Here is a 24,818-nt window from a genome sequence, read left to right as displayed (position 1 = left end):
CTCCCTCACCCTGCGGGAGAGGGCACCAGACCGCACCATTCCCCTCCTGGGCTTTCTCCGGAACTTACCTTGCTAACGAAATTTGTGATCTCTCTCGCAATGTTATTTATAACAAAATAATAACATTTAATTTACAAGGTATTGAGTTCCTTCAGAGCTCAACATGCCGTTGTTTATGGCAGGAGTATAATCATAATGACCGAAAGCATTACATCGAACGGGACGCTGGTTGCCAGTGATACCCGAAGAAGGGTATGGGCAATTGTTAGTGCCTCATCCGGTAACCTGGTTGAATGGTTCGACTTTTACGTCTACTCATTCTGTTCACTTTACTTCGCACATATTTTCTTCCCGTCAGGAAACACCACAACGCAGCTACTGCAAACGGCAGGTGTATTTGCAGCAGGATTCTTAATGCGACCGATTGGTGGCTGGTTATTTGGCCGTATCGCAGACCGTCGCGGGCGTAAAACCTCCATGCTGATCTCGGTCTGCATGATGTGTTTTGGTTCCCTTATCATCGCCTGTCTGCCGGGGTATGACGCTATTGGAACCTGGGCGCCCGCCCTTTTATTGCTGGCTCGTTTATTCCAGGGACTCTCCGTTGGGGGAGAGTACGGCACCAGCGCCACGTACATGAGTGAAATTGCACTTGAAGGTCGGAAGGGTTTTTACGCCTCTTTCCAGTATGTCACGCTCATCGGCGGTCAACTGCTGGCCATTCTGGTTGTCGTGATCCTGCAGCAGATCCTCACAGACAGCCAGCTTCATGAATGGGGATGGCGAATTCCTTTCGCGATGGGAGCTGCACTGGCGATCGTGGCGCTTTGGCTGCGCCGTCAGTTAGACGAAACCTCGCAAAAAGAGGTCAGGGCGCTGAAGGAAGCGGGATCGTTTAAAGGACTGTGGCGAAACCGCAAAGCTTTCCTGATGGTTCTCGGTTTCACCGCCGGTGGTTCACTCAGTTTTTATACTTTTACCACCTACATGCAAAAGTATCTGGTGAATACTACGGGAATGCACGCCAACGTCGCCAGCGTCATCATGACCGCCGCGCTCTTCGTCTTTATGCTGATACAGCCGCTAATCGGTGCGCTCTCAGATAAGATCGGCCGTCGCACATCAATGTTGATTTTTGGTGGTATGTCCGCCTTATGTACCGTCCCCATTTTAACCGCGCTTCAGCACGTCTCATCACCTTATGCCGCATTTGCTTTGGTGATGCTGGCGATGGTGATTGTGAGTTTCTACACTTCGATCAGCGGGATACTCAAGGCTGAGATGTTCCCGGCACAGGTGCGTGCTTTGGGAGTAGGGCTTTCTTATGCGGTCGCCAATGCCCTGTTTGGTGGTTCGGCGGAGTACGTTGCGCTGTCCCTGAAATCATGGGGAAGCGAAACGACATTCTTCTGGTATGTGACGATCATGGGGGCGCTGGCCTTTATCGTATCCCTGATGCTGCATCGCAAAGGGAAAGGTATTCGTCTTTAATAATGCGCCATCTGCCACACGGCATAGCCGGTCGTGGCACCGGCAACATCCCAGGCAAAATCTTTCCAGCTCCAGCCGCTCCCTGAGGGGCGGCTATCCCATAATTCTTTCGATGCCCCAAGGCTGACTGAGAACATCAGGCCGATTGCCGCACTACGATCCCGGCTATATCCCTGGTGCTGGGCGTACTCATTACCGGCAGCGGACAACATCGCGGATGCGAGGAAGTGTTGCGCTTTATCCTGGCCGGACCAACTATCGTTCGCCATATGGCTACAGCCGGTTAAACAGAGGGTCATGACTAACAGAGGAAGACGCATCAACAGCTCCATAAAAAAGCCCTGCGGGTGGCAGGGCCTGGATATTACAGAATACGGCTGATAAGACGATCGATACGGATGCGACGCAAACGGCGAATAAGCTTACGAACCTTCACCGGATAATCGGCAATGCTCTGTAGCTCGCGGTAATGACGAACAACCGTCGTATGTGTACGAATAAGTTCCAGTTCACGTTCACGCTGCGCGGCCAGCTCATGTTGTGGATCGTGGATCAGAATTGCGTTTTCCAGATCCAGACGCCAGGCACGAGGGTTCAGGTTGTTGCCGGTCAGCAGCATCCATTCATCATCAACCCACATTCCTTTGAGATGATAACTGTTATCTTCATCTTTCCAGAGACGCACCACCAGCTGGTCGGTGTTTACGTAATACTGTAAGCGACTGAGGAAACGACGCAGGTTAATCTCATAAAGGTAGGGCAGGGCGCCGATGATTTTGAAGGGTTGATCTTCTGGAATGAAAAAGTCATTTGCCGTTTTATCACCGACAATGATTTCCACTTTTTTACCGTCGCGCAGCAGCTGAATGATATTGCGCACCAGCACGGCGGGAAGGTTAAAGTACGGCGTACAGATAGTGAGCTTCTGCTCTGCGCACGGCATCAGATGGAAAATCGTTTTGTTCAGCAGGCTGGATTTGCCTAAGCCCACCAGAGGTGTAACGGACAGCTCTTCGTTGTTTGCATCGCCCTGGAAATGATAAACCGCATCTCGCAGTTCCTGGCGAAAAGCGCGAACGTCGTTTTTGATTTCCGGGCTTTTCGGGCGATGAGGATCGTCAAGGCGATTCACACCACGGCCATGTACCAGATGCTTATCCACCCAGTTAAACATGATGTCGGCCATCTGCGAATTACGGATCAGATGGTAGCGGTCGTAGCGATACTTATCGAGCTGATGAAGGTAAACATCATTCAGACTCGCGCCACTATAAAGCACGCTGTCATCGATGATGAACCCTTTGAAATGGAGTACGCCAAGCGCTTCACGGGTATTCACCGGCACCCCGTAAACAGGGACATCAACGCCAGGATTTTCCTGCGCCGTGCGGCAATACCAGTCTGCGTTTGTATTTGAAGCAGCAGCGCCAATACGGCCACGCTGAGCGCGGTGCCAGTCAACCAGCACGCGAACATCCAGTTCAGGACGCTGACGCTTGGCTTCGTAGAGCGCATTCAGGATCGCGCGGCCACCTTCATCTTGTTCAAGATAGAGTGCCACAATGCAAATGCGTCGCGTGGCGCTGGCAATCTTTTCCAGAAGCGTCTCCCGAAAATGAGCGGGAGCGTAAAAGAACTCTACATCATCAACTGACTGAGAAATCTTCGGTAGTTGAGCAAGGTGTTGTTGATGTTTATTACGCTTAAATTTTGACAACATCACAGTGCGTTTCTTCTCTGTTCATTGAAGGGTTGTCTGTACCATGCAAACAACATAAGCGGACAATGATACCACCAGTCCCGTCCAAAGTGGGTAACATTTCCAGTAGCTTACTCGGGTTTATCCGGCGATTTCAGAGTGAGGGAGAGGGCAACAATCCCCTCGTCCAGCTGAATATCAACGTCAAAACCGAGTTTTCGCGCCAGGGTCACCATACCGCGATTGTTTGGCATAGTAATGCCATTCAGGCGTAACAATCCGTGATCGCGCGTATAACTGATGAGTTTTTCCAGTAGCCGCCGCCCAAGGCCCAGGCCTTTAAGATCGGAGCGCACCAGTACGGCAAACTCCGCATCGACGTTATCCGGATCTGAAATAGCACGCGTCACGCCAAGGATCTCATCACCGTTTTCGGAACGACGAACGGCGACAAAGGCCATTTCTCGATCGTAGTCGATCTGGGTCATATTGGCTAAATCATCGTGGGTAAATTCGTTGATTTCGCTGAAGTAGCGATAGTAAAGATCCTCTTTCGTGACCTGAGAGATAAACGTCCGCAGTTGCGGTTCGTCTTCCGGCAAAATGGGGCGAAACAGCGAACGCTCACCGTTCTTCATCTCCACCCACTCTTCCAGTTGCAGAGGATAAGGACGGATCGCCAGACGGCTCTCTCTGTCGCCTTCGAATGGCGCGATATCCAGGGTGACGTCCAGCGCCGTGAACTCATTGCCGGAGGCGAGCAGAGGATGAATGTCCAGCCGCTGGATCTCCGCGCAATCGACTATCAGGTTAGAGACCTGCACCAGGAACTGGCTTAACCCCGCAATGTCGAGCGGACGCAGGGCGCTCCGGCCACGGATTTTTTTGCTTTTGATGGCCTGAATAATCAGATAGCGAGCAAGGTTCATGTTCAGCGGCGGTAAGGCCACCACGGCTTGTTCTTCAGGGCGCCATTCCACGCCACCTTCTCCCAGCATGATGAGCGGGCCAAAAACCGGATCGTGCTCAACAACCACCCGCAATTCCTGTGCGCCCGCGCGGTTCGCCATGCTTTGCACCAGCAGTCCGTGGATCCTGGCCTGAGGCCAGGCCATTTTTACGCGGTCGAAAATAGCATCTGCCGCTTGCTGAACTTCAGCCGCGGTTCGAAGATACAGCATTACCCCCTGCACATCGGACTTGTGGGGAATATCCGGTGAGCGAAGCTTAAGGGCGACCGGATAACCAATCTGTTCGGCAATATGTACCGCTTCCGCGCTGTCGCTGGCGATCCAGGTGGGCAGCGTCTGCATCCCATAGCTACCAAGAATGGGTTGCACTTCGTGAGTGTCCAGCGATGTCGCACCTTCATCGATAGCCTGCTGCAACAGCCGGTGAACGTCGACGGAATTTGCCGTCAGATTGCCGGGCAATGCTGGGGTTTCACGCAACTGTTTCTGGTTACGACGGTACTCCACCATATGCATAAAGGCGGTAATAGTCCCTTCCGGGGTGCGGTACGTTGGCAACCCCGCTTCGCTGAACAGTCGCCGCGCCTCCTGAGAGGAGAACTCACCGCACCAGTTGGTGAGCAGAGTGACGTATTTACCACGCGGATGGTTACGCACTGCTTCAATGAGGGCTCGCGCGCTCTCGCTGCCAGGAGCGACCGCGCTGGGGGAGTGGATAATCATCAGCGCATCGAAATCCTGACTATCCAGCAAAATAGAAATGGCTTTGATATAGCGATCGCTACTGGCATCATCGCGTAGATCAAGGGGATTCCCGGGGGCAACGCTGATGGGTAAAGCCTCTCTCAGGCGCTGAAGCGTCTCTTCACCGAGCGTGGCCAGCTTGCCATTACGTAACCACAGTTCGTCCAGCGCCAGCGCCGCCGGAGCTGCACCGTTACTGACGATCATTAATTTCTCTCCGCGCAACGGACGCATATGACTCAACGTCTCGACGGCGGAAAAAAGTTCGTGCGTGTCCTGTACCCGCAGTAAACCCGCGCGCTGGATAGCCGCATCCCAGGCGGGATCCATCCCGGAATGGGAATGCAGCAGGCTTTGTGCTGCAGGGCTGCGTCCGCTTTTGATGACCAGGATGGGTTTATTACGTGACGCGCTGCGCGATGCCGACACAAAACGACGGGCGTCGCTGAGGTGTTCAAGATAAAGCAGGATCGCACTGGTTTTGCTGTCACGCGCCAGAAAATCCAGCAGTTCATCCACGTCGATATCCAGGCTGTCACCCAGGGCGATGAAGTAGGAGAACCCCATCTCACGCTGCTGCGCCCAGTCAAGGATTGTGTTGGATACCGCAGCCGACTGCGAAATAAAAGCAAGTTTGCCTTTACGGATCGGCACTGGAGAAAAGCTGGCATTCAGTCCTTGCCAGGGGGCGAGCAGCCCCAGACTGTTCGGCCCGAGAATACGCATTTGATAGCGGCTGGCGCACGCCAGAAGCTCGGGCTGCTGTTCAGGAGGAGATGAGAGGATAATGCAGGTCTTACACCCTTTCTTGCCGAGCGATTCCAATAATTCCGGGTTACGTTTCGCATTTGTACAGAGTACGGCCAGATCGGGTACGAAAGGCAGGCTCTGAACATCAGGCCATGCAAGTACCCCCTGAACGGCCTTATAGGCCGGTGTAACGGGCATAACGGGGCCATTAAATCCGCCGGCCAGCAGGTTGCGCATCATCAGATAGCCAGCGCGATCCGGTTTCATTGATGCGCCGATAACGGCTATGGATTTAGGACGTAGTAGCGCTTCTAACCCTCGCTGGCTCATGCAGGCCTCCTGTGAATGCAAGCGACCTGATGATTTTAAACGTTTTCTGTCCCGGTTGCTGTGACACTGCCCTTATGAACGGTTTTTCCCGCCAGATAGCGTTCGCGAAAACGGGAGAAATGGCTGCCCAGCGCGGCAGCCGCCTCGGTATCACCCGCTAAATCCAGCAGTGCGATCGCCACTTCGGCGGTGCAGTATTGTCCCTCGGCATGGGCTTCACGTAAGCGGTAGGCCGATACGCGAGAGAGGTCGACAGAAATGATCGGCAGCGCGTCAAGGTAAGGACTTTTACGGAACATTTTCCGCGCTTCTGTCCAGGTGCCATCCAGCATAATAAACAGCGGTGGTTTTCCGGATGGTGGGGCTGACAGTACCTGACGGTCGGCGCCTGCATAGGAGGCGGGGAAAACGACCATCGGCTGATAGTCCGGGCTTGCCACTAAGTCGAGCAGGGCCTGAGGAGGCTCCGTTCGCGACCACTGAAACGCGGCCGTATCAGGCAGAATATCGGCGATCAGACGGCCCGTATTGCTGGGTTTCATCGGTTCGGTATCAAACATGACCAGGCAAAAACGGCTTTCCGCCGTGGCCGGTTCCAGCGTGTCGCACAGGCACACTTTTAACGGCAGCAGGCAGCGCTGGCAGCGACGGATGCGGTTGCCACGAGCGAGAAAAGGGCGAGTCGCGCGGGCAAGGCGTTCGGCGCGTAATTGAAGTACAGCGTTATCAGTCATGGGCGAAAGGACAGGAAAAACCCCATTTTCGCAGAGGCGGGAACGGGGCACAAGATGTGCCCCGTGAATGTTACAGCGACTCGTTCAACCAGCTCTCGAAAGGCGCTTTGGGTACTGCGCCGTTGAGCATGTCGATGACTTCACCATTTTTGAAAATCATGATGGTCGGAATGCTACGAATACGAAAACGGGCGCTGAGCTCGCGTTCTGCCTCCGTATTCACCTTCACAAAACGCATCTTCCCGCTGCGCTCTTCGGCGACATCTTCGAAGATTGGCGCGAAGTTACGGCACGGGCCACACCATGGTGCCCAGAAATCGACAACCACCGGGAGATCGTCCTTGAGGAGTTTGTCCAGCGTAGCACCTGTAGCGTTAATCACATCGCCATCAAACAACTCATGGCCACAACGCCCGCATTTCGCACCATCCTCGATCCGAGCGTCCGGAATGCGGTTAAGAGCCTGACAGTTGGCACATACGGTATTCATAACTAACCTCTGATAGAACCATGGGACAGCGGCAGTATGCCGATAATGTTTCTAATATGTTACATATTATCAATGAGCCTGTTTGAAACGACAATGCGTTTTATTCAATGAGAACAATAGTCACAGGCTTTTGTACGAAATTATGGCTATGCGCTTGCACATCGGGTAATCTGCGCGCTTCGCGCAGCGCTGGTGGAGAAAAGCATGAACGACGAAATGAAAAATAAAAGCGGCAAGGTCAAAGTGATGTATGTCCGCAGTGATGATGACTCTGATAAACGCACCCAAAATCCGCGTACCGGAAAAGGTGGCGGGCGTCCGGCGTCCTCTCGTGCAGACGGTGGCCGTCGCCCCGCCCGCGATGACAGAAACAACCGCGGCGATGACCGCAAACGTGATGACCGCAAGCGTGACGATCGCAAACGCGATGATTTTGCACGTGAGGGTTCGTCACCATGGCGTACCGTGTCCCGCGCGCCTGGCGATGAGACGCCTGAAAAAGCCGATCATGGCGGCATCAGCGGTAAAAGCTTTATCGATCCGGAAGTGCTGCGCCGTCAGCGTGCGGAAGAGACACGCGTGTATGGCGAAAACGCCTGTCAGGCTCTGTTCCAGAGCCGCCCTGAGTGTATCGTTCGTGCATGGTTTATCCAGAGCGTCACCCCTCGCTTCAAAGAAGCCCTGCGCTGGATGGCGGCAAACCGTAAAGCCTACCATGTGGTTGATGATGCTGAGTTGACGAAAGCGTCAGGCACCGAACACCACGGTGGTGTCTGCTTCCTGATCAAAAAACGCAACGGCACAACGGTGCAACAGTGGGTCAGCCAGGCCGGTGCCGATGACTGCGTGCTGGCGCTGGAAGATGTGGGTAACCCGCACAACCTGGGTGCGATGATGCGCAGCTGCGCGCACTTCGGCGTTAAAGGAGTACTGCTGCAGGATGCTGCGCTGCTGGAATCCGGTGCTGCGATCCGTACTGCGGAAGGCGGTGCCGAGCACGTTCAGCCGATCACCGGCGACAGCGTTCTGGATGCCATCGAGCAGTTCCGTAAAGCTGGCTATTCCATTGTGACGACCTCCAGCCATGCCGGTACGCCGCTGTTTAAAGCGACGCTGCCGCGCAAGATGGTGCTGGTGTTAGGTCAGGAACGTGATGGTCTGTCAGACGCGGCACTCTCAAGTGCGGATCTGAGCGTCTCTATTGACGGGACGGGCAATGTGGAAAGTCTGAACGTTTCCGTCGCGACCGGCGTACTGCTGGCGGAGTGGTGGCGTCAGAACAAAGCATAAGCTCTTTATGTGCCGGGCCAGCCCGGCACATTCATTTCTTACTCGCTTTCTGCCGGTAACACGGGCATCCAGTCAATCGGCGTTTCGCCACGTTTTTCCAGCCACTCATTCGCCAGAACAAAATGATTACAGCCAAAGAAACCACGATGGGCTGACAGCGGAGACGGGTGTGGTGCTTTCAACACGTGATGACGCTGACGGTCAATAATCGCCCCTTTCTTCTGCGCATGCGATCCCCAGAGTAAAAACACTACCCCCTCACGATGTTCATTGATAAGGCTGATGACTTTATCCGTAAAGGTTTCCCACCCAAGGCTGGCGTGAGAGTGCGCCTGACCTGCTCGTACGGTTAAGACAGTATTCAGTAACAGCACGCCCTGGCGCGCCCAGCTTTCCAGATAACCATGATTGGGCCGGGTAAAACCGGGGATCGTTCCTTCAAGCTCTTTATACATGTTCAGCAGAGAAGGGGGGATAGCCACGCCCGGGCGCACAGAGAAGGCCAGCCCATGAGCCTGACCAGGGCCGTGGTAAGGATCCTGACCCAGGATCACGACTTTGACATCGCTCAGTTCGGTATAGCGAAACGCGTTAAATACGTCTTTCTGGGGCGGATAAATCGTCTGGCCAGACTGCCGCTCTGCCGCAACGGTACTGAGAGTGTTGATAAAATAGGGCTGCTGTTTCTCTTCTGCCAGCACATCGTGCCATGTCAGCGGTGTCGTCATCTCGCTCTCCTGCGAATCTCATTCTGCGCCTAGCTTAACCGCTAAATCCTGCGGTGCAAAATTCCATGCGGAAATTAGCCCTAACTCCTTAAATTATGGTTGAAAAATTACAGATTGATTTGAATTGGTAAGGCTGGGAAATTGATCTGAAACAATAAAACCAGACCACACTCTTTGTGTGGTTGGTGATTTTGTTGATTTAAATCAATAAATCACTGGGGTGTGAATGATATATATACACACAAGAAACAATGGTTTTACCAATTGGCCGCGAAAGGCCGACACCAGTTAATGTAGCCTAAGGGAGGCAACACATGATTACAGGTATCCAGATTACTAAAGCTGCAAACGACGATCTGCTCAACTCTTTCTGGCTGCTGGACAGCGAGAAAAACGAAGCACGCTGTGTGGTAGCAAAAGCGGGTTTTGCGGAAGATGAAATCGTTCCAGTTAATAAGCTGGGCGAAATTGAATACCGCGAAATCCCAATGGAAGTGAAACCAGAAGTGCGTGTTGAAGGTGGTCAGCATCTGAACGTGAACGTACTGCGTCGCGAAACGCTGGAAGATGCGGTTAAGCATCCTGAAAAATACCCACAGCTGACTATTCGTGTGTCTGGCTACGCGGTGCGTTTCAACTCCTTGACCCCGGAACAGCAGCGCGACGTTATCGCGCGTACCTTTACTGAAAGCCTGTAAGGTTTTTAGCCACGGGGGTGGAACAAAAAGCCGGGATATTTCCCGGCTTTTTTTTACTCTTCAGTTTTCGCTTCTGACGCAGTACCGCTTGGCTTACGGCGTTTACCAATATTCTTGGTATCGCGATGACGCTGCTTCACGCGCGGCTTCTCTTTTTCTTTCTCTTTTCTCTCCGCACGTTTCGCCAGTGCTTTTTTAGACGGTTTGCCCGTCATTTTTTCACTCGGTGCACGCGTGCTTGGGCGCAGGCCATCGACAACGCGGGATTTCAGCGGCTCGTCGATATAGCGACCAATTTTCTGCAGCAGCAGATGGTCGTGCGCTTCAACCAGGGAGATCGCTGTACCTTTACGCCCGGCGCGGCCGGTACGGCCGATGCGGTGCAGATAGGTATCACCGCTGCGCGGCATATCGAAGTTGATCACGTGGCTGACGTCCGGAATGTCAATCCCGCGAGCAGCAACATCTGTTGCCACCAGCACGTTAACGCGGCCATCGGTCAGACGCTTAATGCCTTCGGTACGTTTGATCTGTGCCATCTCGCCTTCGAGGTAGCAGTTGTTAATCCCGGCATTACGCAGCATTTCAGCCAGCTCATGCACACGCTCGCGCTTACGCACAAAGACGATAGTGCGGGTGGCCTCTTCCTGCTTCAGCAGGTGCTTGAGCAATTCAACCTTGTGCTCAAGGTTGTCCGCGCGATAGTACCACTGATGGATCTTCTTGCGTTCACGGGTAGAAGGCGTTGCCGACACTTCCACCGGATCTTCCAGCAGGCGCTCTGCGAAGTCTTTGATCGCGTCCCCTTCGAGGGTGGCAGAGAAGAGCATTGTCTGGTTGCGCCAGCGCGTCTCGCCGGCGATGTGTTCGATATCCTGCGCGAAGCCCATGTCCAGCATACGGTCGGCTTCGTCCAGAATCAGGGTTTCTACCGCGCGGCAGTCAAAGTTCTCTTCTTTAATGTATTGCATCAGACGGCCTGTCGTCGCAACGACGATATCCTGGTTTTCGCTGAACACTTCGGCGTGGTTCATATACGCAACGCCGCCGGTGATTGTTGCGATATCCAGATGGGTATTCGCTGCCAGCTCGCGTGCGTGATCGGCAACCTGCATAGCCAGTTCACGGGTAGGCGTCAGGATCAAAATACGCGGCGGGCCTGATTTTTTACGAGGAAAATCGAGCAGGTGCTGCAACACAGGCAGCAAGTAGGCTGCTGTTTTCCCCGTGCCGGTTGGCGCAGAACCGAGCACATCGCGGCCCTCAAGTGCAGGCGGAATGGCCGCTGCCTGAATGGCGGTCGGGCGTGTAAAGCCTTTGCTCTCAAGTGCATTGAGCAGGCTTTCATCGAGTTCAAGTTCGGAAAAAGTCGTTACAGTCATGTTCTACCTCTGTGTGGGGCGCTGATTATAGACGTTACGGCTGTAATCTTCATCTGTTTGTATGGATATCGCTTTTCGGCCACTTCGCTTTCCCCTATGCTACTCCAGTTTCACTTAGAAGGTTGCTCTGACATGTCTCAACTCAAAGCGCAATTGCGCCGCGATGGTTTTACGTTTAAACAATTTTTTGTTGCTCACGATCGCTGTGCCATGAAAGTCGGTACAGACGGTATTCTACTGGGAGCGTGGGCGCCTGTCGCAGGGGTTAAGCGCATTCTGGATATTGGCACCGGCAGTGGTCTGCTGGCATTAATGCTGGCTCAGCGCACGGATGAACATGTCACCATTGATGCGGTTGAACTGGATGCACAGGCAGCAGGGCAGGCGAGTGAAAATGCGCTCGAATCCCCCTGGGCAACCCGAATAAAAGTTGAATGCGCGGACGTACTGGCCTGGGCGCCAGAGCAAACGGCGCGTTATGATTTGATTGTCAGTAACCCTCCCTACTACGCGCCCGGCGTGGAGTGCGGTACGCCTGAGCGCGAACAGGCTCGCTATACCGGTTCGCTCAATCATAAAGCCCTGTTAACCAGCGCGGCGAATTTAATTTCCGAAGAAGGGTTCTTCTGCGTGGTTCTTCCCGAAAGCACCGGCAATACCTTTATTGAGATCGCACGGGAGATGGGCTGGAACTTACGGCTGCGTACCGATATCTCGGATACGGAAGGGCGGTTACCACACAGGGTCTTGCTGGCGCTTTCGCCAAAAGAGGGTGAATGTTTTAACGACAGGATGGTTATCCGTGGGCCAGACCAGCGTTACTCCGAAGATTACACTGCGCTGACCCAGGCATTTTATCTGTTTATGTGACGCTGCGGGGAGAGAACCGACGGGCCGGATTCAGGCAGCGTGTCGGGATAGTCCAGGGTGTAATGTAAACCCCGACTCTCTTTACGCATCATCGCGCAGCGAACAATCAACTCGGCAACCTGCACCAGGTTACGCAGCTCCAGCAGATTGTTGGAAACGCGGAAATTGGCATAATACTCATCAATTTCCTGCTGCAGCATGGTGATACGGCGTAAGGCTCGCTCAAGACGCTTCGTCGTGCGTACAATGCCAACGTAGTCCCACATAAATAGCCGAAGCTCATGCCAGTTATGCTGGATCACAACCAGCTCATCCGGGTTTTCCACGCGGCTCTCATCCCAGGCTGGTAAGTGCTCAGCGTGGCGGGCATACGGCATGCGTTTGGTTATATCCACCGCTGCGGACCAGCCGTAAACCAGGCACTCCAGCAACGAGTTGGATGCCATGCGGTTCGCGCCATGCAGCCCGGTATAGCTCACCTCGCCGATCGCATACAGACCATCCACATCCGTACGCCCATGATCGTCAACCATGACGCCACCACAGGTATAGTGAGCGGCTGGCACAATCGGTACCGGGTCACGCGTCAGATCAATCCCAAGGCTGAGCAGCTTTTCATAAATCATCGGGAAATGCTGACGGACAAACTCAGCCGGTTTGTGGCTGATATCCAGATACATGCAATCCACGCCAAGACGTTTCATCTCGTGATCGATAGCGCGGGCGACGATATCACGCGGCGCGAGCTCGCCTCGCGGGTCAAAGTCCGGCATAAAACGTGAGCCGTCCGGGCGCTTCAGATACGCGCCTTCACCGCGCAGGGCTTCCGTCAGCAGGAAATTGCGCGCCTGCGGATGAAACAGCGCGGTCGGGTGAAACTGGTTGAACTCAAGATTGGCAACACGACACCCGGCGCGCCAGGCCATGGCGATACCATCACCAGAGGCAATGTCCGGGTTGGTGGTGTATTGATATACTTTGGAGGCGCCACCTGTTGCCAGCACCACGGCTTTCGCCTGACAGGTTTCGACCTTTTCTTTGTTACGATTCCAGACCCAGGCCCCCACCACCCGGCGCGTGCCTGGCAGGCCGATTTTGTCAGAAATAATCAGGTCAACGGCATTACTGCGCTCAAGCACCCGAATATTAGGATGGCTGAGCGCCTTGCTGACCAGGGTGGTTTCCACCGCTTTACCGGTGGCATCTGCAGCGTGCAGGATCCGGCGGTGGCTGTGTCCGCCTTCGCGGGTAAGGTGGTAACTCTCTTTGCCGTTTGGCTGAACCTGAGTATCAAAGAGTACACCCTGGTCAATAAGCCACTGGACGCAGTGACGCGCATTGCTGGCGACAAATTCCGCAGCATGTTCATCGACGATCCCGGCTCCGGCAATCAACGTATCTTCGACGTGTGACGCAATGCTGTCTGTTTCATCAAACACGGCGGCAATTCCGCCCTGGGCATAAAATGTGGAGCCTTCGCTCATCGGTCCTTTACTCAGAACAATTACGCTCTGATGCTCAGCCAGACGCAACGCCAGCGAGAGTCCTGCCGCGCCGCTACCGATGATCAGTACATCACAATGTAGTTCAGGTGTTGTGTTCATGATTTTTGTTTAATTTACTAAACAGTGTTTGGGCAGAATAGCACCTCAGTGCGAGATATCGCACGTTTTTTTTATTCTCAGTTGCAATGACTAAACGCGCATGCGCGGATTTCCGGCATGTAAAAGAAGGAAAATATTTTGCGAAGCAGGTCGTTAGCTTCAGATTTTGTGGTGAAATAAAGCCTGGGTTGCGTTACTCTTCTGACCGGATAAGAGATGTTTGAAGTCAGAAAGTGGGTATGTATCGTGAACAGACTTATAATGAGAGAAAATAAACAGTCTGTGACGCGATGAACAAAAACAAAGGCGTTACGGAACTTATTGAAGAATAGACACTCCAACTCGGTGCTTGCTCAAAAGTGCGGGATTTGTAGAGTGGCGTTTCGATAACGCGTGGAATTTTGGTTTGGGGAGACATTACCTCGGATGAGCGAGCAGTTAACGGACCAGGTCCTGGTTGAACGGGTCCAGAAGGGAGATCAGAAAGCCTTTAACCTACTGGTGGTGCGCTACCAGCATAAGGTGGCGAGTCTGGTTTCCCGCTATGTACCGTCAGGTGATGTGCCTGATGTTGTACAAGAGTCTTTTATTAAGGCCTATCGCGCGCTGGACTCGTTCCGGGGAGATAGTGCTTTTTATACCTGGCTGTACCGTATTGCGGTCAATACGGCAAAGAATTATCTGGTCGCTCAGGGCCGTCGTCCGCCTTCAAGTGATGTGGACGCAATCGACGCCGAAAACTTCGAAAGTGGCGGTGCGCTGAAAGAAATTTCGAACCCTGAGAACTTAATGTTGTCAGAAGAACTGAGACAAATTGTTTTTCGCACGATCGAGTCGCTCCCGGAAGATTTACGCATGGCAATTACGTTACGGGAGCTTGATGGTCTGAGCTATGAAGAGATAGCCGCTATCATGGATTGTCCGGTCGGCACGGTACGTTCACGAATTTTCCGTGCGCGAGAAGCTATTGATAATAAAGTTCAACCGCTTATCAGGCGTTGACGATAGCGGGATACTGGAAAAGGTATTAGGCATGCAGAAAGAAAAACTTTCCGCTTTAATGGATGGTGAAACGCTGGATAGTGAGCTGCTCAATGAGTTGTCTCATTCTCCCGAAATGCAAGAGACCTGGGAGAGTTACCATCTCATCCGTGACACCCTTCGTGGTGACACCAGCGAGGTTATCCATTTCGATATCTCAGCCCGCGTGATGGCGGCTATTGAGAATGAGCCTGTTCATCAGACCACTCCGCTGATTCCTGAAGCTCAACCTTCACCACACCAGTGGCAGAAAATGCCGTTCTGGCAGAAGGTGCGTCCGTGGGCCAGTCAACTTACCCAAATGGGTGTGGCGGCATGCGTATCGCTTGCAGTTATCGTTGGCGTCCAGCACTATAATACTCAGTCTGAAACTAATCAGCAGCCAGAAGCGCCAGTGTTCAATACACTGCCGATGATGGGCAAAGCCAGCCCGGTAAGTTTGGGTGTACCGGCTGATGCCTCCGCCAGTGGCGGTCAGCAACAGCAGGTTCAGGAGCAGCGCCGTCGCATTAATGCGATGTTGCAGGATTATGAGTTGCAGCGTCGTCTGCACTCAGAACAGCTTCAGTTTGAGCAGGCACAAACCCAGCAGGCTGCTGTGCAGGTGCCAGGAAACCAAACTTTAGGAACGCAATCGCAGTAATGAAGCAACTTTGGTTCGCCATGTCTCTGATGGCGGGTAGCCTGTTCTTCTCTGCCAACGCCTCGGCTGATGTTTCATCCGGGGCGTTGTTGCAGCAAATGAATCTGGCCAGCCAGTCACTCAATTACGAGTTGGCATTTATCAGCATCAATAAGCAGGGCGTCGAGTCGTTACGCTATCGCCATGCCCGTCTTGATAATCAGCCGCTCGCGCAACTTTTACAGATGGATGGCCCGCGTCGGGAAGTGGTTCAGCGTGGTAACGAAATCAGCTATTTCGAGCCAGGCCTTGAGCCTTTCACCCTCAATGGCGACTATATCGTTGATTCTCTGCCATCGCTCATCTACACCGACTTCAAGCGCCTTGCCCCTTACTACGATTTTATTTCGGTAGGGCGTACGCGCATCGCTGACAGATTGTGTGAAGTGATCCGCGTTGTCGCCCGCGACGGGACGCGTTACAGCTACATTGTCTGGATTGATGCCGAAACCAAGCTTCCAATGCGTGTAGACCTGCTTGATCGCGATGGCGAAACGCTGGAACAGTTCCGCGTTATCTCCTTTAGCGTCAATAATCAGGTGGGTAATAGCATGCAGAATCTGGCGAAAGCCAGCCTGCCGCCGCTGCTCTCCGTTCCGGCGGGAGATTCCGTGAATTTCAACTGGGTTCCTTCCTGGATCCCGCAAGGCTTTACGGAAGTATCAAGCAGCCGCCGACAACTGCCTACCATTGAAACGCCGGTTGAATCGCGCCTCTACTCCGATGGCTTGTTCAGCTTCTCGGTGAACATCAATCGCGCGACGGCAAACAGTGCCGAACAAATGCTGCGTACCGGACGTCGAACAGTCAGTACCACGGTACGCGACAACGCGGAGATCACCATCGTCGGCGAATTACCCCCGCAAACGGCGAAGCGTATTTCTGACAGCATCAAATTCAGGGCTGCACAATGATTAAAGAGTGGGCTACGGTTGTATCATGGCAGGACGGTGTTGCGCTGGTAAGCTGTGATGTTAAGGCCTCCTGTAACAGTTGTGCATCCCGGGCGGGTTGCGGCAGCCGCGTGCTAAATAAGCTCGGGCCGCAAACCTCGCACACGCTTTCCGTGCCAAGTGAGCAACCGCTGGTGGCAGGACAGAAGGTGGAACTGGGCATTGCCGAAGGCAGCCTGTTGGGTTCCGCAATGCTGGTTTATCTCTCCCCGCTGGTGGGGCTCTTTGTGATGGGCGGCGTGTTTCAGATGCTGTTTGGTACCGATGCGGCGGCTATGTGCGGCGCTGCATTGGGAGGTGTGGGTGGTTTCTGGCTTGCCAAAGGTTTCTCCCCAAGGCTCGCAGCCCGCGAAGCGTGGCAGCCTGTTATTCTCAGCGTAGGGCTGGCACCAGACCAACTTCGTGTTGAGACGCTCTCCTCTGAGGCCCGGTGATCCATCGGGCTTTATCATCATTTACATCTTAAAAAAGAAAACACCATTTCTTCACGCTATACCTGGCGCTAAGTGCATTTCCAGGTAACGGAGATGTAGTGTAGAATGCTGCGTTTTCGCACTGAAAAACGTCAGGCTAAGAACAGCGGCCTCCAGGAATTCGTAAGGCATAATTATTTAACTATATGAAGAACATACGTAACTTTTCGATCATTGCTCACATTGACCACGGTAAGTCGACGCTGTCTGACCGTATTATCCAGATTTGCGGTGGCCTGTCTGATCGTGAAATGGAAGCCCAGGTTCTGGACTCCATGGACCTGGAACGCGAACGTGGTATCACCATTAAAGCACAGAGCGTCACGCTCGATTACAAGGCGGCTGATGGTGAAACCTACCAACTGAACTTTATCGACACCCCAGGCCACGTTGACTTCTCCTATGAAGTTTCTCGCTCGCTGGCAGCCTGTGAAGGCGCGCTGCTGGTGGTGGATGCGGGGCAGGGCGTAGAAGCCCAGACCCTGGCAAACTGCTACACGGCGATGGAAATGGATCTTGAGGTGGTGCCGGTTCTGAACAAGATCGACCTGCCAGCCGCTGACCCTGAGCGCGTGGCGGAAGAGATTGAAGATATCGTCGGAATTGACGCGACCGATGCCGTGCGTTGCTCGGCCAAAACTGGCGTGGGCGTTACCGATGTGCTGGAACGTCTGGTGCGTGATATTCCGCCACCAGAAGGTGACCCGGATGCCCCACTGCAGGCGCTGATTATCGACTCCTGGTTCGATAACTATCTGGGCGTTGTCTCGCTGGTGCGTATTAAAAACGGCACCATGCGTAAAGGCGACAAAATTAAGGTGATGAGTACCGGCCAGGTCTATAACGCAGACCGTCTCGGGATCTTCACACCAAAACAGGTTGACCGTACCGAGCTGAAATGCGGCGAGGTGGGCTGGCTGGTTTGTGCCATTAAAGACATTCTCGGTGCGCCAGTGGGCGATACCCTGACCGGCGCGCGTAACCCGGCAGAAAAAGCGCTGCCAGGCTTTAAAAAGGTGAAACCACAGGTTTATGCCGGCCTGTTCCCGGTCAGCTCTGACGACTACGAGAACTTCCGTGATGCGCTCGGCAAGCTCAGCCTTAACGACGCCTCGCTGTTCTACGAGCCAGAAAGCTCCACGGCGCTCGGCTTCGGCTTCCGCTGCGGCTTCCTTGGTCTGCTGCACATGGAGATCATTCAGGAACGTCTGGAGCGTGAATACGATCTGGATCTGATCACCACCGCGCCGACCGTAGTGTACGAAGTGCAGACCACCAACAAAGAGATCGTCTACGTCGACAGCCCTTCCAAGCTGCCGCCGCTGAACAACATCGATGAGTTGCGTGAGCCAATCGCAGAGTGTCATATGCTGCTGCCGCAGGAATATCTGGGTAACGTTATCACGCTGTGCGTGGAGAAACGTGGCGTTCAGACCAACATGGTTTACCACGGTAACCAGGTCGCGCTGACCTACGAAATCCCAATGGCGGAAGTGGTTCTCGACTTCTTCGACCGTCTGAAGTCTACGTCTCGTGGCTATGCGTCACTGGATTACAACTTCAAACGCTTCCAGGCTTCGAACATGGTACGTGTGGACGTGCTGATCAACGGCGAACGTGTTGATGCGCTGGCCCTGATCACCCACAACGACAATGCCCCGTACCGTGGCCGTGAGCTGGTTGAGAAGATGAAAGATCTGATCCCGCGTCAGCAGTTTGATATCGCGATTCAGGCGGCCATCGGCAACCACATTATCGCCCGCTCTACCGTGAAACAGCTGCGTAAAAACGTTCTGGCGAAATGCTATGGCGGTGACGTCAGCCGTAAGAAAAAGCTGCTCCAGAAGCAGAAAGAAGGTAAGAAGCGTATGAAGCAGGTCGGTAACGTCGAACTGCCGCAGGAAGCATTCCTTGCCATTCTGCATGTTGGTAAAGACGGCAAATAACCCTAAGGAGTTGGCATGGCGAACATGTTTGCCCTGATCCTGGTCATCGCTACCCTGGTGACAGGTCTGTTGTGGTGTCTGGATAAGTTTATTTTCGCCCCAAAACGCCGTGAACGTCAGGCTGCCGCGCAGGCAGCCACAGGTGATGGGCTTGATGCGAAAACCCTGAAGAAAGTTGGCCCGAAACCGGGCTGGCTGGAGACCGGGGCATCGGTATTCCCGGTGCTGGCGATTGTGCTGGTGGTGCGTTCGTTTATTTACGAGCCGTTCCAGATCCCGTCAGGCTCCATGATGCCAACGCTGCTGATTGGTGATTTTATTCTGGTCGAGAAGTTTGCCTATGGCATTAAAGATCCGATCTACCAGAAAACGCTGATCGAAACGGGCCATCCGAAACGTGGCGACATTGTGGTGTTTAAATACCCGGACGATCCACGCCTTGACTACATCAAGCGCGCGGTGGGTCTGCCGGGTGATAAAGTCACCTACGATCCGGTTGCCAAAGAAGTGACCGTTCAGCCTGGCTGCAGCTCCGGTACCGCGTGTGAAAACGCGCTGCCAATCACCTACTCAAACGTTGAGCCAAGTGATTTTGTGCAGACCTTTGCCCGTCGTAACGGCGGCGAAGCGACCAACGGTTTCTTCCAGGTGCCGAAAGATGAAACCAAAGAGAACGGTATTCGTCTGGTCGAACGTAAAGAGACGCTGGGTGATGTGACGCACCGGATCCTGACCGTGCCAATTGCGCAGGATCAGGTCGGGATGTATTACAAACAGCCAGGTCAGCAGCTGGCCACCTGGATCGTACCGCCGGGACAGTACTTCATGATGGGCGATAACCGCGATAACTCCGCGGACAGCCGTTACTGGGGCTTTGTGCCGGAAGCGAATCTGGTGGGTAAAGCAACCGCAATCTGGATGAGTTTTGAGAAACAGGAAGGCGAATGGCCGACCGGGGTACGCCTGAATCGTATTGGCGGGATCCATTAATTCTCAATAATTGAACACGTAGTCGCTTTAATTAGCGGCTACGTGAATTATTTCAGCGATAAATCTCTTCGAACTAACGACATCCCCTGTCGTTGTGTATAGAATATTCCCCCGAAGTTTAAGGTTGGCCCTGCAAGGGTGCCACGGCACACGAAACCGCGTTGGTTTTCTCAGGTCGGTTTCGTGTGCTGCATTTTTGACGCATTCATTTATTGGTATCGCATGAACCCCATCGTAATTAATCGGCTTCAACGGAAGCTGGGCTACACTTTTCATCATCAGGAGCTGTTGCAACAGGCATTAACCCATCGCAGTGCCAGCAGCAAACACAATGAGCGCCTCGAATTTTTAGGTGACTCTATTTTGAGTTTCGTGATTGCTAATGCGCTTTATCATCGTTTCCCGCGTGTGGATGAAGGTGATATGAGCCGCATGCGCGCCACGCTGGTAAGGGGTAACACCCTTGCGGAAATCGCACGCGAATTTGAACTGGGCGAATGTCTGCGTCTTGGGCCGGGTGAACTGAAAAGCGGCGGCTTCCGTCGTGAATCTATTCTTGCCGATACGGTTGAGGCATTAATCGGTGGCGTGTTCCTGGACAGCGATATCCAGACCGTAGAAAAACTGATCCTGAACTGGTATCAGACCCGTCTGGATGAAATCAGTCCGGGCGATAAACAAAAAGATCCGAAAACGCGTTTGCAGGAATATTTGCAGGGTCGTCACCTCCCGCTGCCATCTTATCTGGTGGTGCAGGTGCGTGGTGAAGCGCACGATCAGGAATTTACCATCCATTGCCAGGTCAGTGGCCTGAGTGAACCGGTGGTGGGCACAGGTTCAAGCCGTCGTAAGGCTGAACAGGCTGCCGCCGAACAGGCGTTAAAAATGCTGGAGCTGGAATGAGCGAAGAAAAAACCTATTGCGGATTTATTGCCATCGTCGGACGTCCGAACGTGGGTAAATCCACCCTGCTGAATAATCTGCTTGGGCAGAAGATTTCGATCACCTCGCGTAAGGCACAGACCACACGTCACCGCATTGTCGGTATCCATACTGAAGGCGCGTATCAGGCGATCTACGTCGATACCCCTGGCCTGCACATGGAAGAGAAGCGTGCCATTAACCGTCTGATGAACAAAGCGGCGAGCAGCTCGATTGGTGACGTGGAGCTGGTTATTTTCGTTGTGGAAGGCACCCGCTGGACGCCGGACGACGAAATGGTCCTGAACAAGCTGCGTGACGGTAAAACGCCGGTGATCCTCGCGGTCAACAAAGTGGATAACGTACAGGAAAAAGCCGATCTGCTGCCGCACCTGCAGTGGCTGGGTAGCCAGATGAACTTCCTCGACATCGTTCCGCTGTCTGCAGAGACCGGTCTGAACGTGGATACCATCGCCGGTATCGTGCGTAAGCATCTGCCGGAAGCGACTCACCACTTCCCGGAAGATTACATCACCGATCGTTCTCAGCGCTTTATGGCTTCTGAAATCATCCGCGAAAAGCTGATGCGTTTCCTTGGCGCAGAATTGCCGTACTCCGTGACGGTCGAGATCGAGCGTTTCCAGAGTAACGAGCGTGGCGGTTACGACATCAATGGTCTGATCCTCGTTGAGCGTGAAGGGCAGAAGAAGATGGTCATTGGCAACAAAGGCGCCAAGATCAAAACCATCGGTATCGAAGCCCGTAAAGACATGCAGGAGATGTTTGAAGCACCGGTTCACCTGGAGCTGTGGGTGAAAGTGAAATCTGGCTGGGCCGATGATGAGCGTGCTCTGCGCAGCCTCGGTTACGGCGAAGATCAGTAAACCAAGACGACGCGCAAATGGAAGGCTGGCAGCGCGCTTTTGTTCTGCATAGTCGTCCCTGGAGCGAAACCAGCCTGATGCTGGACGTCTTCACGGAAGAGTCGGGTCGCGTGCGCCTTGTTGCAAAAGGCGCACGTTCCAAACGTTCCAACCTCAAAGGCGCCTTACAGCCCTTTACGCCGCTGCTGGTCCGCTTTGGCGGGCGTGGGGAAGTCAAAACCCTGCGCAGCGCTGAAGCCGTCTCTCTGGCGCTTCCCCTTTCTGGCATCACGCTTTACAGCGGTCTGTACGTCAATGAACTCATTTCACGCGTTCTTGAACATGAGACTCGCTTCTCTGAACTTTTCTTCGATTATCTGCACTGTATCCAGGCCCTTGCTGGCGCAACCGGTTCGCCTGAACCCGCCCTGCGCCGTTTCGAGCTGGCGCTGCTGGGGCACCTGGGATATGGCGTCGATTTTCTGCATTGTGCGGGGAGTGGAGACGAGGTCGAAGACGGGATGACCTACCGGTATCGGGAAGAAAAAGGGTTTATCGCCAGCGTCGTGATTGATAACAACACCTTTACCGGACGCCAGCTCCGGGCGCTGTATGAGCGCGAATTTCCGGACCAGGATACCCTTCGTGCAGCAAAACGCTTTACCCGGATTGCGCTCAAGCCGTATCTTGGGGGCAAACCCCTGAAGAGCCGCGAATTGTTCAGGCAGTTTATGCCGAAACGATAACGTTTTATCCCTCACCCCAGCCCTCTTCCGGAGGGAGAGAGGGAAGGAAAATGAATCAAAATACCGAGGATTGTCATGGCTGAATTACTGTTAGGCGTCAACATCGATCACATCGCCACGCTGCGTAATGCTCGCGGTACGGCTTACCCCGATCCGGTTCAGGCGGCGTTTATCGCTGAGCAAGCTGGCGCCGATGGCATTACCGTTCATCTGCGCGAAGACCGTCGCCACATCACTGACCGTGACGTGCGTATTCTGCGACAGACGCTGGATACCCGGATGAACCTGGAGATGGCGGTCACGGAAGAGATGCTGACGATTGCCTGTGACACCAAACCGCATTTCTGCTGCCTGGTACCGGAAAAGCGTCAGGAAGTGACCACCGAAGGCGGTCTGGACGTGGCGGGGCAGCGTGACAAAATGCGCGATGCCTGCAAACGCCTGGCGGACGCGGGTATCCTGGTTTCTCTGTTCATTGACGCTGATGCGGAGCAGATCAAAGCGGCGGCTGACGTGGGCGCACCGTATATTGAAATTCACACCGGCTGCTACGCCGATGCCAAAAACGATGCCGAGCAGGCTAAAGAGCTGGAGCGTATCGCGAAAGCGGCTACTTACGCCGCGAGCCTGGGTCTGAAGGTTAACGCAGGGCATGGGCTGACCTACCACAACGTTAAAGCCATCGCCGCCCTGCCGGAAATGCATGAGCTGAACATCGGCCACGCCATTATTGGCCGTGCGGTGATGAGTGGCCTGAAAGAGGCGGTTTCAGAAATGAAACGCCTGATGCTGGAAGCGCGTCAGTAATGGCTATTCTGGGCTTAGGTACCGACATCGTCGAGATGGCCCGCATTGAAGCGGTGATCGCCCGTAGTGGCGATCGCCTGGCAAGGCGCGTGCTGAGCGATAACGAATGGGCCATCTGGGAAGCGCATCAGCAGCCGGTACGTTTCCTGGCCAAGCGCTTTGCCGTTAAAGAGGCAGCGGCCAAAGCCTTTGGCACCGGTATTCGTAACGGTCTGGCGTTTAACCAGTTTGAAGTGTTTAACGATGAGCTGGGTAAGCCGCGCCTGCGTTTATGGGGCGAGGCCTTGAAGCTGGCAGAGAAACTCGGCGTGGCGCACATGCACGTGACAATCGCGGATGAACGGCACTATGCCAGCGCAACGGTGATTATCGAGAGTTAAAGTTTGTCCGCGTGATGCATCAGGACAAACTTATCCCACAGCTGCTCTTCGCTTTCGACGTGTGCCGGATCCTTCAGGATGGTATTGGGGATCGGGCACACCTTCTGGCAGGTCGGCGTTTCATAGTGGCCAATGCACTCGGTGCAACGGTCGCTGTTAATCTCATAAATGCTGTCGCCCATCGAAATGGCCTGGTTAGGGCATTCCGGTTCGCACATATCGCAGTTGATGCATTTTTTGGTGATTAACAGCGCCATCAGGAAATTCTCAGAAACAACACAAACAGGGCGGGCATTATACGCTCATTCGTTGTTCAAACCAGTTTTTTTACCAGCTCTTCGCTGTGACGAATCCGCTCAGGCGCATGCTCCAGATCCTGCTGCACCAGCGCCATAAACAGCAGATCCGTCAGCATCATTTGCGCGCTGGTGGACGAAATAGCCGCGCTGCGCGTGGCCTGCTCCTCGGCAATGGTATACAAACAGCGCGTTGCCCGCTGTTGCAGTGCATTGGGCGTAAAACCGGTAATAGCCAGAATTTTACCACCCACACGCAGGGCCTCGTCGGTGGCCATGTTGATTTCACGGCGTTCCCCGGTATAGGAGATCGCCAGCAGCAGATCGTCCGGATCCATGGCCTGCACTGTCGCCAGCAGGGCATGCATATCCTGTTCGACGATGGCGTTATACCCGATTTTCGTCAGCTTCCAGCCAAAATTACGCGCCACCAGCCCGGACGCGCCGATGCCGGTCAAAATGATCCGTCGTGCCGCACGCAGCATTGCCACGCTTTCCAGTAATTTTTCTTCAGTGTTGACATCGAGAGTGGCGTGCATGGCCGCGACGTTCTCTTTGATCAACTTCTCGCCCACCAGACGCATGGGATCATCGCCACGGATCTGATTATGCACTGGCATGGATTGCGGATTGGGGTTACTCGCCAGGGCTTCGCTGATTGCCAGTTTCAGTGCCGGGAAGCCCTTAAAGCCAATCTTCTGGGCAAACTTCACCACGCTGGACTGGCTCACACCCGCTTCACTTGCCAGCTGCTGAGAGCTGAGATGGCGGGCATGGTCGGGCTGAGAAAGCAAAAAATCCGCCAGCTTTTTGTCGCTTTGAGCAAAGCCTGCATAACGCTGGCGAATGCGAATTAAACAGTTCATACGTTCTCCTGGCGAAAATGTGATTGTCTGCGCAAATACGAATTTTGCTCGCCTGAATGAATTTTATATTCCA

At 53.9% G+C, this 24,818-nt stretch carries 26 protein-coding genes; 16 read left to right on the top strand and 10 right to left on the bottom strand.

The features are described from left to right. The first annotated feature begins 195 nt into the window (after positions 1–195). Positions 196–1,491 (top strand): MFS transporter, encoded by a 1,296-nt coding sequence (locus VF709_RS05235; protein WP_013098335.1) that lies wholly within the window; start codon positions 196–198, stop codon positions 1,489–1,491. On the opposite strand, the gene VF709_RS05230 is transcribed toward VF709_RS05235, so the two are convergent. The 5 genes from VF709_RS05230 to trxC all read right to left on the bottom strand — a co-directional run bounded on the left by VF709_RS05230 (position 1,488) and on the right by trxC (position 7,209). After that, the gene (locus tag VF709_RS05230; protein ID WP_040023403.1) at positions 1,488–1,811 is read right to left on the bottom strand and encodes a YfiM family lipoprotein; all 324 of its coding nucleotides are present in this window, start codon (positions 1,809–1,811) and stop codon (positions 1,488–1,490) included. The two genes, VF709_RS05235 and VF709_RS05230, sit on opposite strands and share 4 nt — an antisense overlap. A gap of 44 nt (positions 1,812–1,855) precedes the next feature. Continuing rightward, entirely contained in the window at positions 1,856–3,211 is a 1,356-nt protein-coding gene (gene pssA / locus VF709_RS05225) for a CDP-diacylglycerol--serine O-phosphatidyltransferase (RefSeq protein WP_029882218.1), read from the bottom strand. Between the two features lie 110 nt (positions 3,212–3,321). Beyond that, positions 3,322–5,985 (bottom strand): bifunctional acetate--CoA ligase family protein/GNAT family N-acetyltransferase, encoded by a 2,664-nt coding sequence (locus VF709_RS05220; RefSeq protein ID WP_013098332.1) that lies wholly within the window; start codon positions 5,983–5,985, stop codon positions 3,322–3,324. Between the two features lie 35 nt (positions 5,986–6,020). After that, entirely contained in the window at positions 6,021–6,719 is a 699-nt protein-coding gene (gene tapT, locus VF709_RS05215; RefSeq protein ID WP_058678283.1) for a tRNA-uridine aminocarboxypropyltransferase, read from the bottom strand. 70 nt (positions 6,720–6,789) lie between these two features. Next, positions 6,790–7,209 (bottom strand): thioredoxin TrxC, encoded by a 420-nt coding sequence (gene trxC, locus VF709_RS05210; protein ID WP_058678282.1) that lies wholly within the window; start codon positions 7,207–7,209, stop codon positions 6,790–6,792. A 204-nt stretch (positions 7,210–7,413) separates the two neighbouring features. Here trxC and VF709_RS05205 point away from each other — a divergent pair, with 204 nt between their 5' ends. Beyond that, positions 7,414–8,499: a tRNA/rRNA methyltransferase gene (locus VF709_RS05205; RefSeq protein ID WP_023620103.1), complete on the top strand. Its 1,086-nt coding sequence runs from the start codon at positions 7,414–7,416 to the stop codon at positions 8,497–8,499. Positions 8,500–8,537: 38 nt separating this feature from the next. On the opposite strand, the gene ung is transcribed toward VF709_RS05205, so the two are convergent. Continuing rightward, positions 8,538–9,227 (bottom strand): uracil-DNA glycosylase, encoded by a 690-nt coding sequence (gene ung, locus VF709_RS05200; RefSeq protein ID WP_029882221.1) that lies wholly within the window; start codon positions 9,225–9,227, stop codon positions 8,538–8,540. A 314-nt stretch (positions 9,228–9,541) separates the two neighbouring features. Between ung and grcA the strand changes: the two genes are divergently transcribed. Continuing rightward, positions 9,542–9,925: an autonomous glycyl radical cofactor GrcA gene (gene grcA / locus VF709_RS05195; RefSeq protein WP_013098327.1), complete on the top strand. Its 384-nt coding sequence runs from the start codon at positions 9,542–9,544 to the stop codon at positions 9,923–9,925. A gap of 53 nt (positions 9,926–9,978) precedes the next feature. Here the strand turns inward: grcA and srmB are convergent, their stop codons facing one another. Further along, on the bottom strand, positions 9,979–11,307 hold the full coding sequence (gene srmB, locus VF709_RS05190; protein WP_149896166.1) for an ATP-dependent RNA helicase SrmB: 1,329 nt from the start codon (positions 11,305–11,307) through the stop codon (positions 9,979–9,981). Between the two features lie 132 nt (positions 11,308–11,439). Here srmB and trmN point away from each other — a divergent pair, with 132 nt between their 5' ends. After that, positions 11,440–12,177: a tRNA(1)(Val) (adenine(37)-N(6))-methyltransferase TrmN gene (gene trmN, locus VF709_RS05185; RefSeq protein WP_058678280.1), complete on the top strand. Its 738-nt coding sequence runs from the start codon at positions 11,440–11,442 to the stop codon at positions 12,175–12,177. Here trmN and nadB read toward each other — a convergent pair. Then, a complete protein-coding gene (gene nadB, locus VF709_RS05180; protein WP_114519210.1) occupies positions 12,162–13,781 on the bottom strand; it encodes an L-aspartate oxidase in 1,620 nt (539 codons plus the stop codon). The genes trmN and nadB overlap by 16 nt on opposite strands. A 349-nt stretch (positions 13,782–14,130) precedes the next feature. Between nadB and rseD the strand changes: the two genes are divergently transcribed. The 12 genes from rseD (at position 14,131) to acpS (ending at position 23,583) form a co-directional block, all read left to right on the top strand. Further along, positions 14,131–14,211, top strand: a complete 81-nt coding sequence (gene rseD, locus VF709_RS05175; RefSeq protein WP_225368419.1) for a rpoE leader peptide RseD — start codon at positions 14,131–14,133, stop codon at positions 14,209–14,211. After that, positions 14,208–14,783 carry an RNA polymerase sigma factor RpoE gene (gene rpoE, locus VF709_RS05170; protein ID WP_006176728.1) on the top strand — a complete coding sequence of 192 codons (576 nt, stop codon included), beginning with the start codon at positions 14,208–14,210 and terminating at the stop codon, positions 14,781–14,783. The genes rseD and rpoE overlap by 4 nt, the downstream gene beginning before the upstream one ends. Positions 14,784–14,814: 31 nt before the next feature. Further along, on the top strand, positions 14,815–15,465 hold the full coding sequence (gene rseA / locus VF709_RS05165; protein ID WP_114519211.1) for an anti-sigma-E factor RseA: 651 nt from the start codon (positions 14,815–14,817) through the stop codon (positions 15,463–15,465). Beyond that, positions 15,465–16,418, top strand: coding sequence for a sigma-E factor regulatory protein RseB (rseB, locus tag VF709_RS05160; RefSeq protein WP_013098322.1), 954 nt, complete (start codon positions 15,465–15,467; stop codon positions 16,416–16,418). The genes rseA and rseB overlap by 1 nt, the downstream gene beginning before the upstream one ends. After that, positions 16,415–16,891: a SoxR-reducing system protein RseC gene (gene rseC / locus VF709_RS05155; protein WP_038420411.1), complete on the top strand. Its 477-nt coding sequence runs from the start codon at positions 16,415–16,417 to the stop codon at positions 16,889–16,891. Before rseB ends, rseC begins: the two co-directional genes overlap by 4 nt. A gap of 185 nt (positions 16,892–17,076) precedes the next feature. Next, positions 17,077–18,876: a translation elongation factor 4 gene (gene lepA, locus VF709_RS05150; protein WP_013098320.1), complete on the top strand. Its 1,800-nt coding sequence runs from the start codon at positions 17,077–17,079 to the stop codon at positions 18,874–18,876. A gap of 15 nt (positions 18,877–18,891) precedes the next feature. Beyond that, positions 18,892–19,866 carry a signal peptidase I gene (gene lepB, locus VF709_RS05145; RefSeq protein WP_013098319.1) on the top strand — a complete coding sequence of 325 codons (975 nt, stop codon included), beginning with the start codon at positions 18,892–18,894 and terminating at the stop codon, positions 19,864–19,866. A 222-nt stretch (positions 19,867–20,088) separates the two neighbouring features. After that, entirely contained in the window at positions 20,089–20,769 is a 681-nt protein-coding gene (gene rnc, locus VF709_RS05140) for a ribonuclease III (protein ID WP_003860711.1), read from the top strand. Further along, positions 20,766–21,671 carry a GTPase Era gene (gene era, locus VF709_RS05135; protein WP_013098317.1) on the top strand — a complete coding sequence of 302 codons (906 nt, stop codon included), beginning with the start codon at positions 20,766–20,768 and terminating at the stop codon, positions 21,669–21,671. Before rnc ends, era begins: the two co-directional genes overlap by 4 nt. Before the next feature lie 17 nt (positions 21,672–21,688). Then, on the top strand, positions 21,689–22,396 hold the full coding sequence (gene recO, locus VF709_RS05130; protein ID WP_013098316.1) for a DNA repair protein RecO: 708 nt from the start codon (positions 21,689–21,691) through the stop codon (positions 22,394–22,396). Positions 22,397–22,471: 75 nt separating this feature from the next. Further along, entirely contained in the window at positions 22,472–23,203 is a 732-nt protein-coding gene (gene pdxJ, locus VF709_RS05125; protein WP_013098315.1) for a pyridoxine 5'-phosphate synthase, read from the top strand. Beyond that, positions 23,203–23,583 carry a holo-ACP synthase gene (acpS, locus tag VF709_RS05120; protein WP_149896167.1) on the top strand — a complete coding sequence of 127 codons (381 nt, stop codon included), beginning with the start codon at positions 23,203–23,205 and terminating at the stop codon, positions 23,581–23,583. Before pdxJ ends, acpS begins: the two co-directional genes overlap by 1 nt. Here acpS and VF709_RS05115 read toward each other — a convergent pair. Both VF709_RS05115 and VF709_RS05110 read right to left on the bottom strand, forming a co-directional pair. After that, positions 23,580–23,840 (bottom strand): YfhL family 4Fe-4S dicluster ferredoxin, encoded by a 261-nt coding sequence (locus VF709_RS05115; RefSeq protein WP_008502177.1) that lies wholly within the window; start codon positions 23,838–23,840, stop codon positions 23,580–23,582. The two genes, acpS and VF709_RS05115, sit on opposite strands and share 4 nt — an antisense overlap. Positions 23,841–23,896: 56 nt before the next feature. Further along, on the bottom strand, positions 23,897–24,745 hold the full coding sequence (locus tag VF709_RS05110; RefSeq protein WP_149896168.1) for a MurR/RpiR family transcriptional regulator: 849 nt from the start codon (positions 24,743–24,745) through the stop codon (positions 23,897–23,899). Positions 24,746–24,818: the final 73 nt, after the last annotated feature.

This window comes from Enterobacter sp. Lyrl_3 (genome assembly GCF_051948675.1).
Taxonomy (GTDB): Bacteria; Pseudomonadota; Gammaproteobacteria; order Enterobacterales; family Enterobacteriaceae; genus Enterobacter; species Enterobacter cloacae.
The sequence above is the reverse complement of the archived record's forward strand: the minus strand, read 5'-3'. Positions and strand labels throughout refer to the sequence as shown.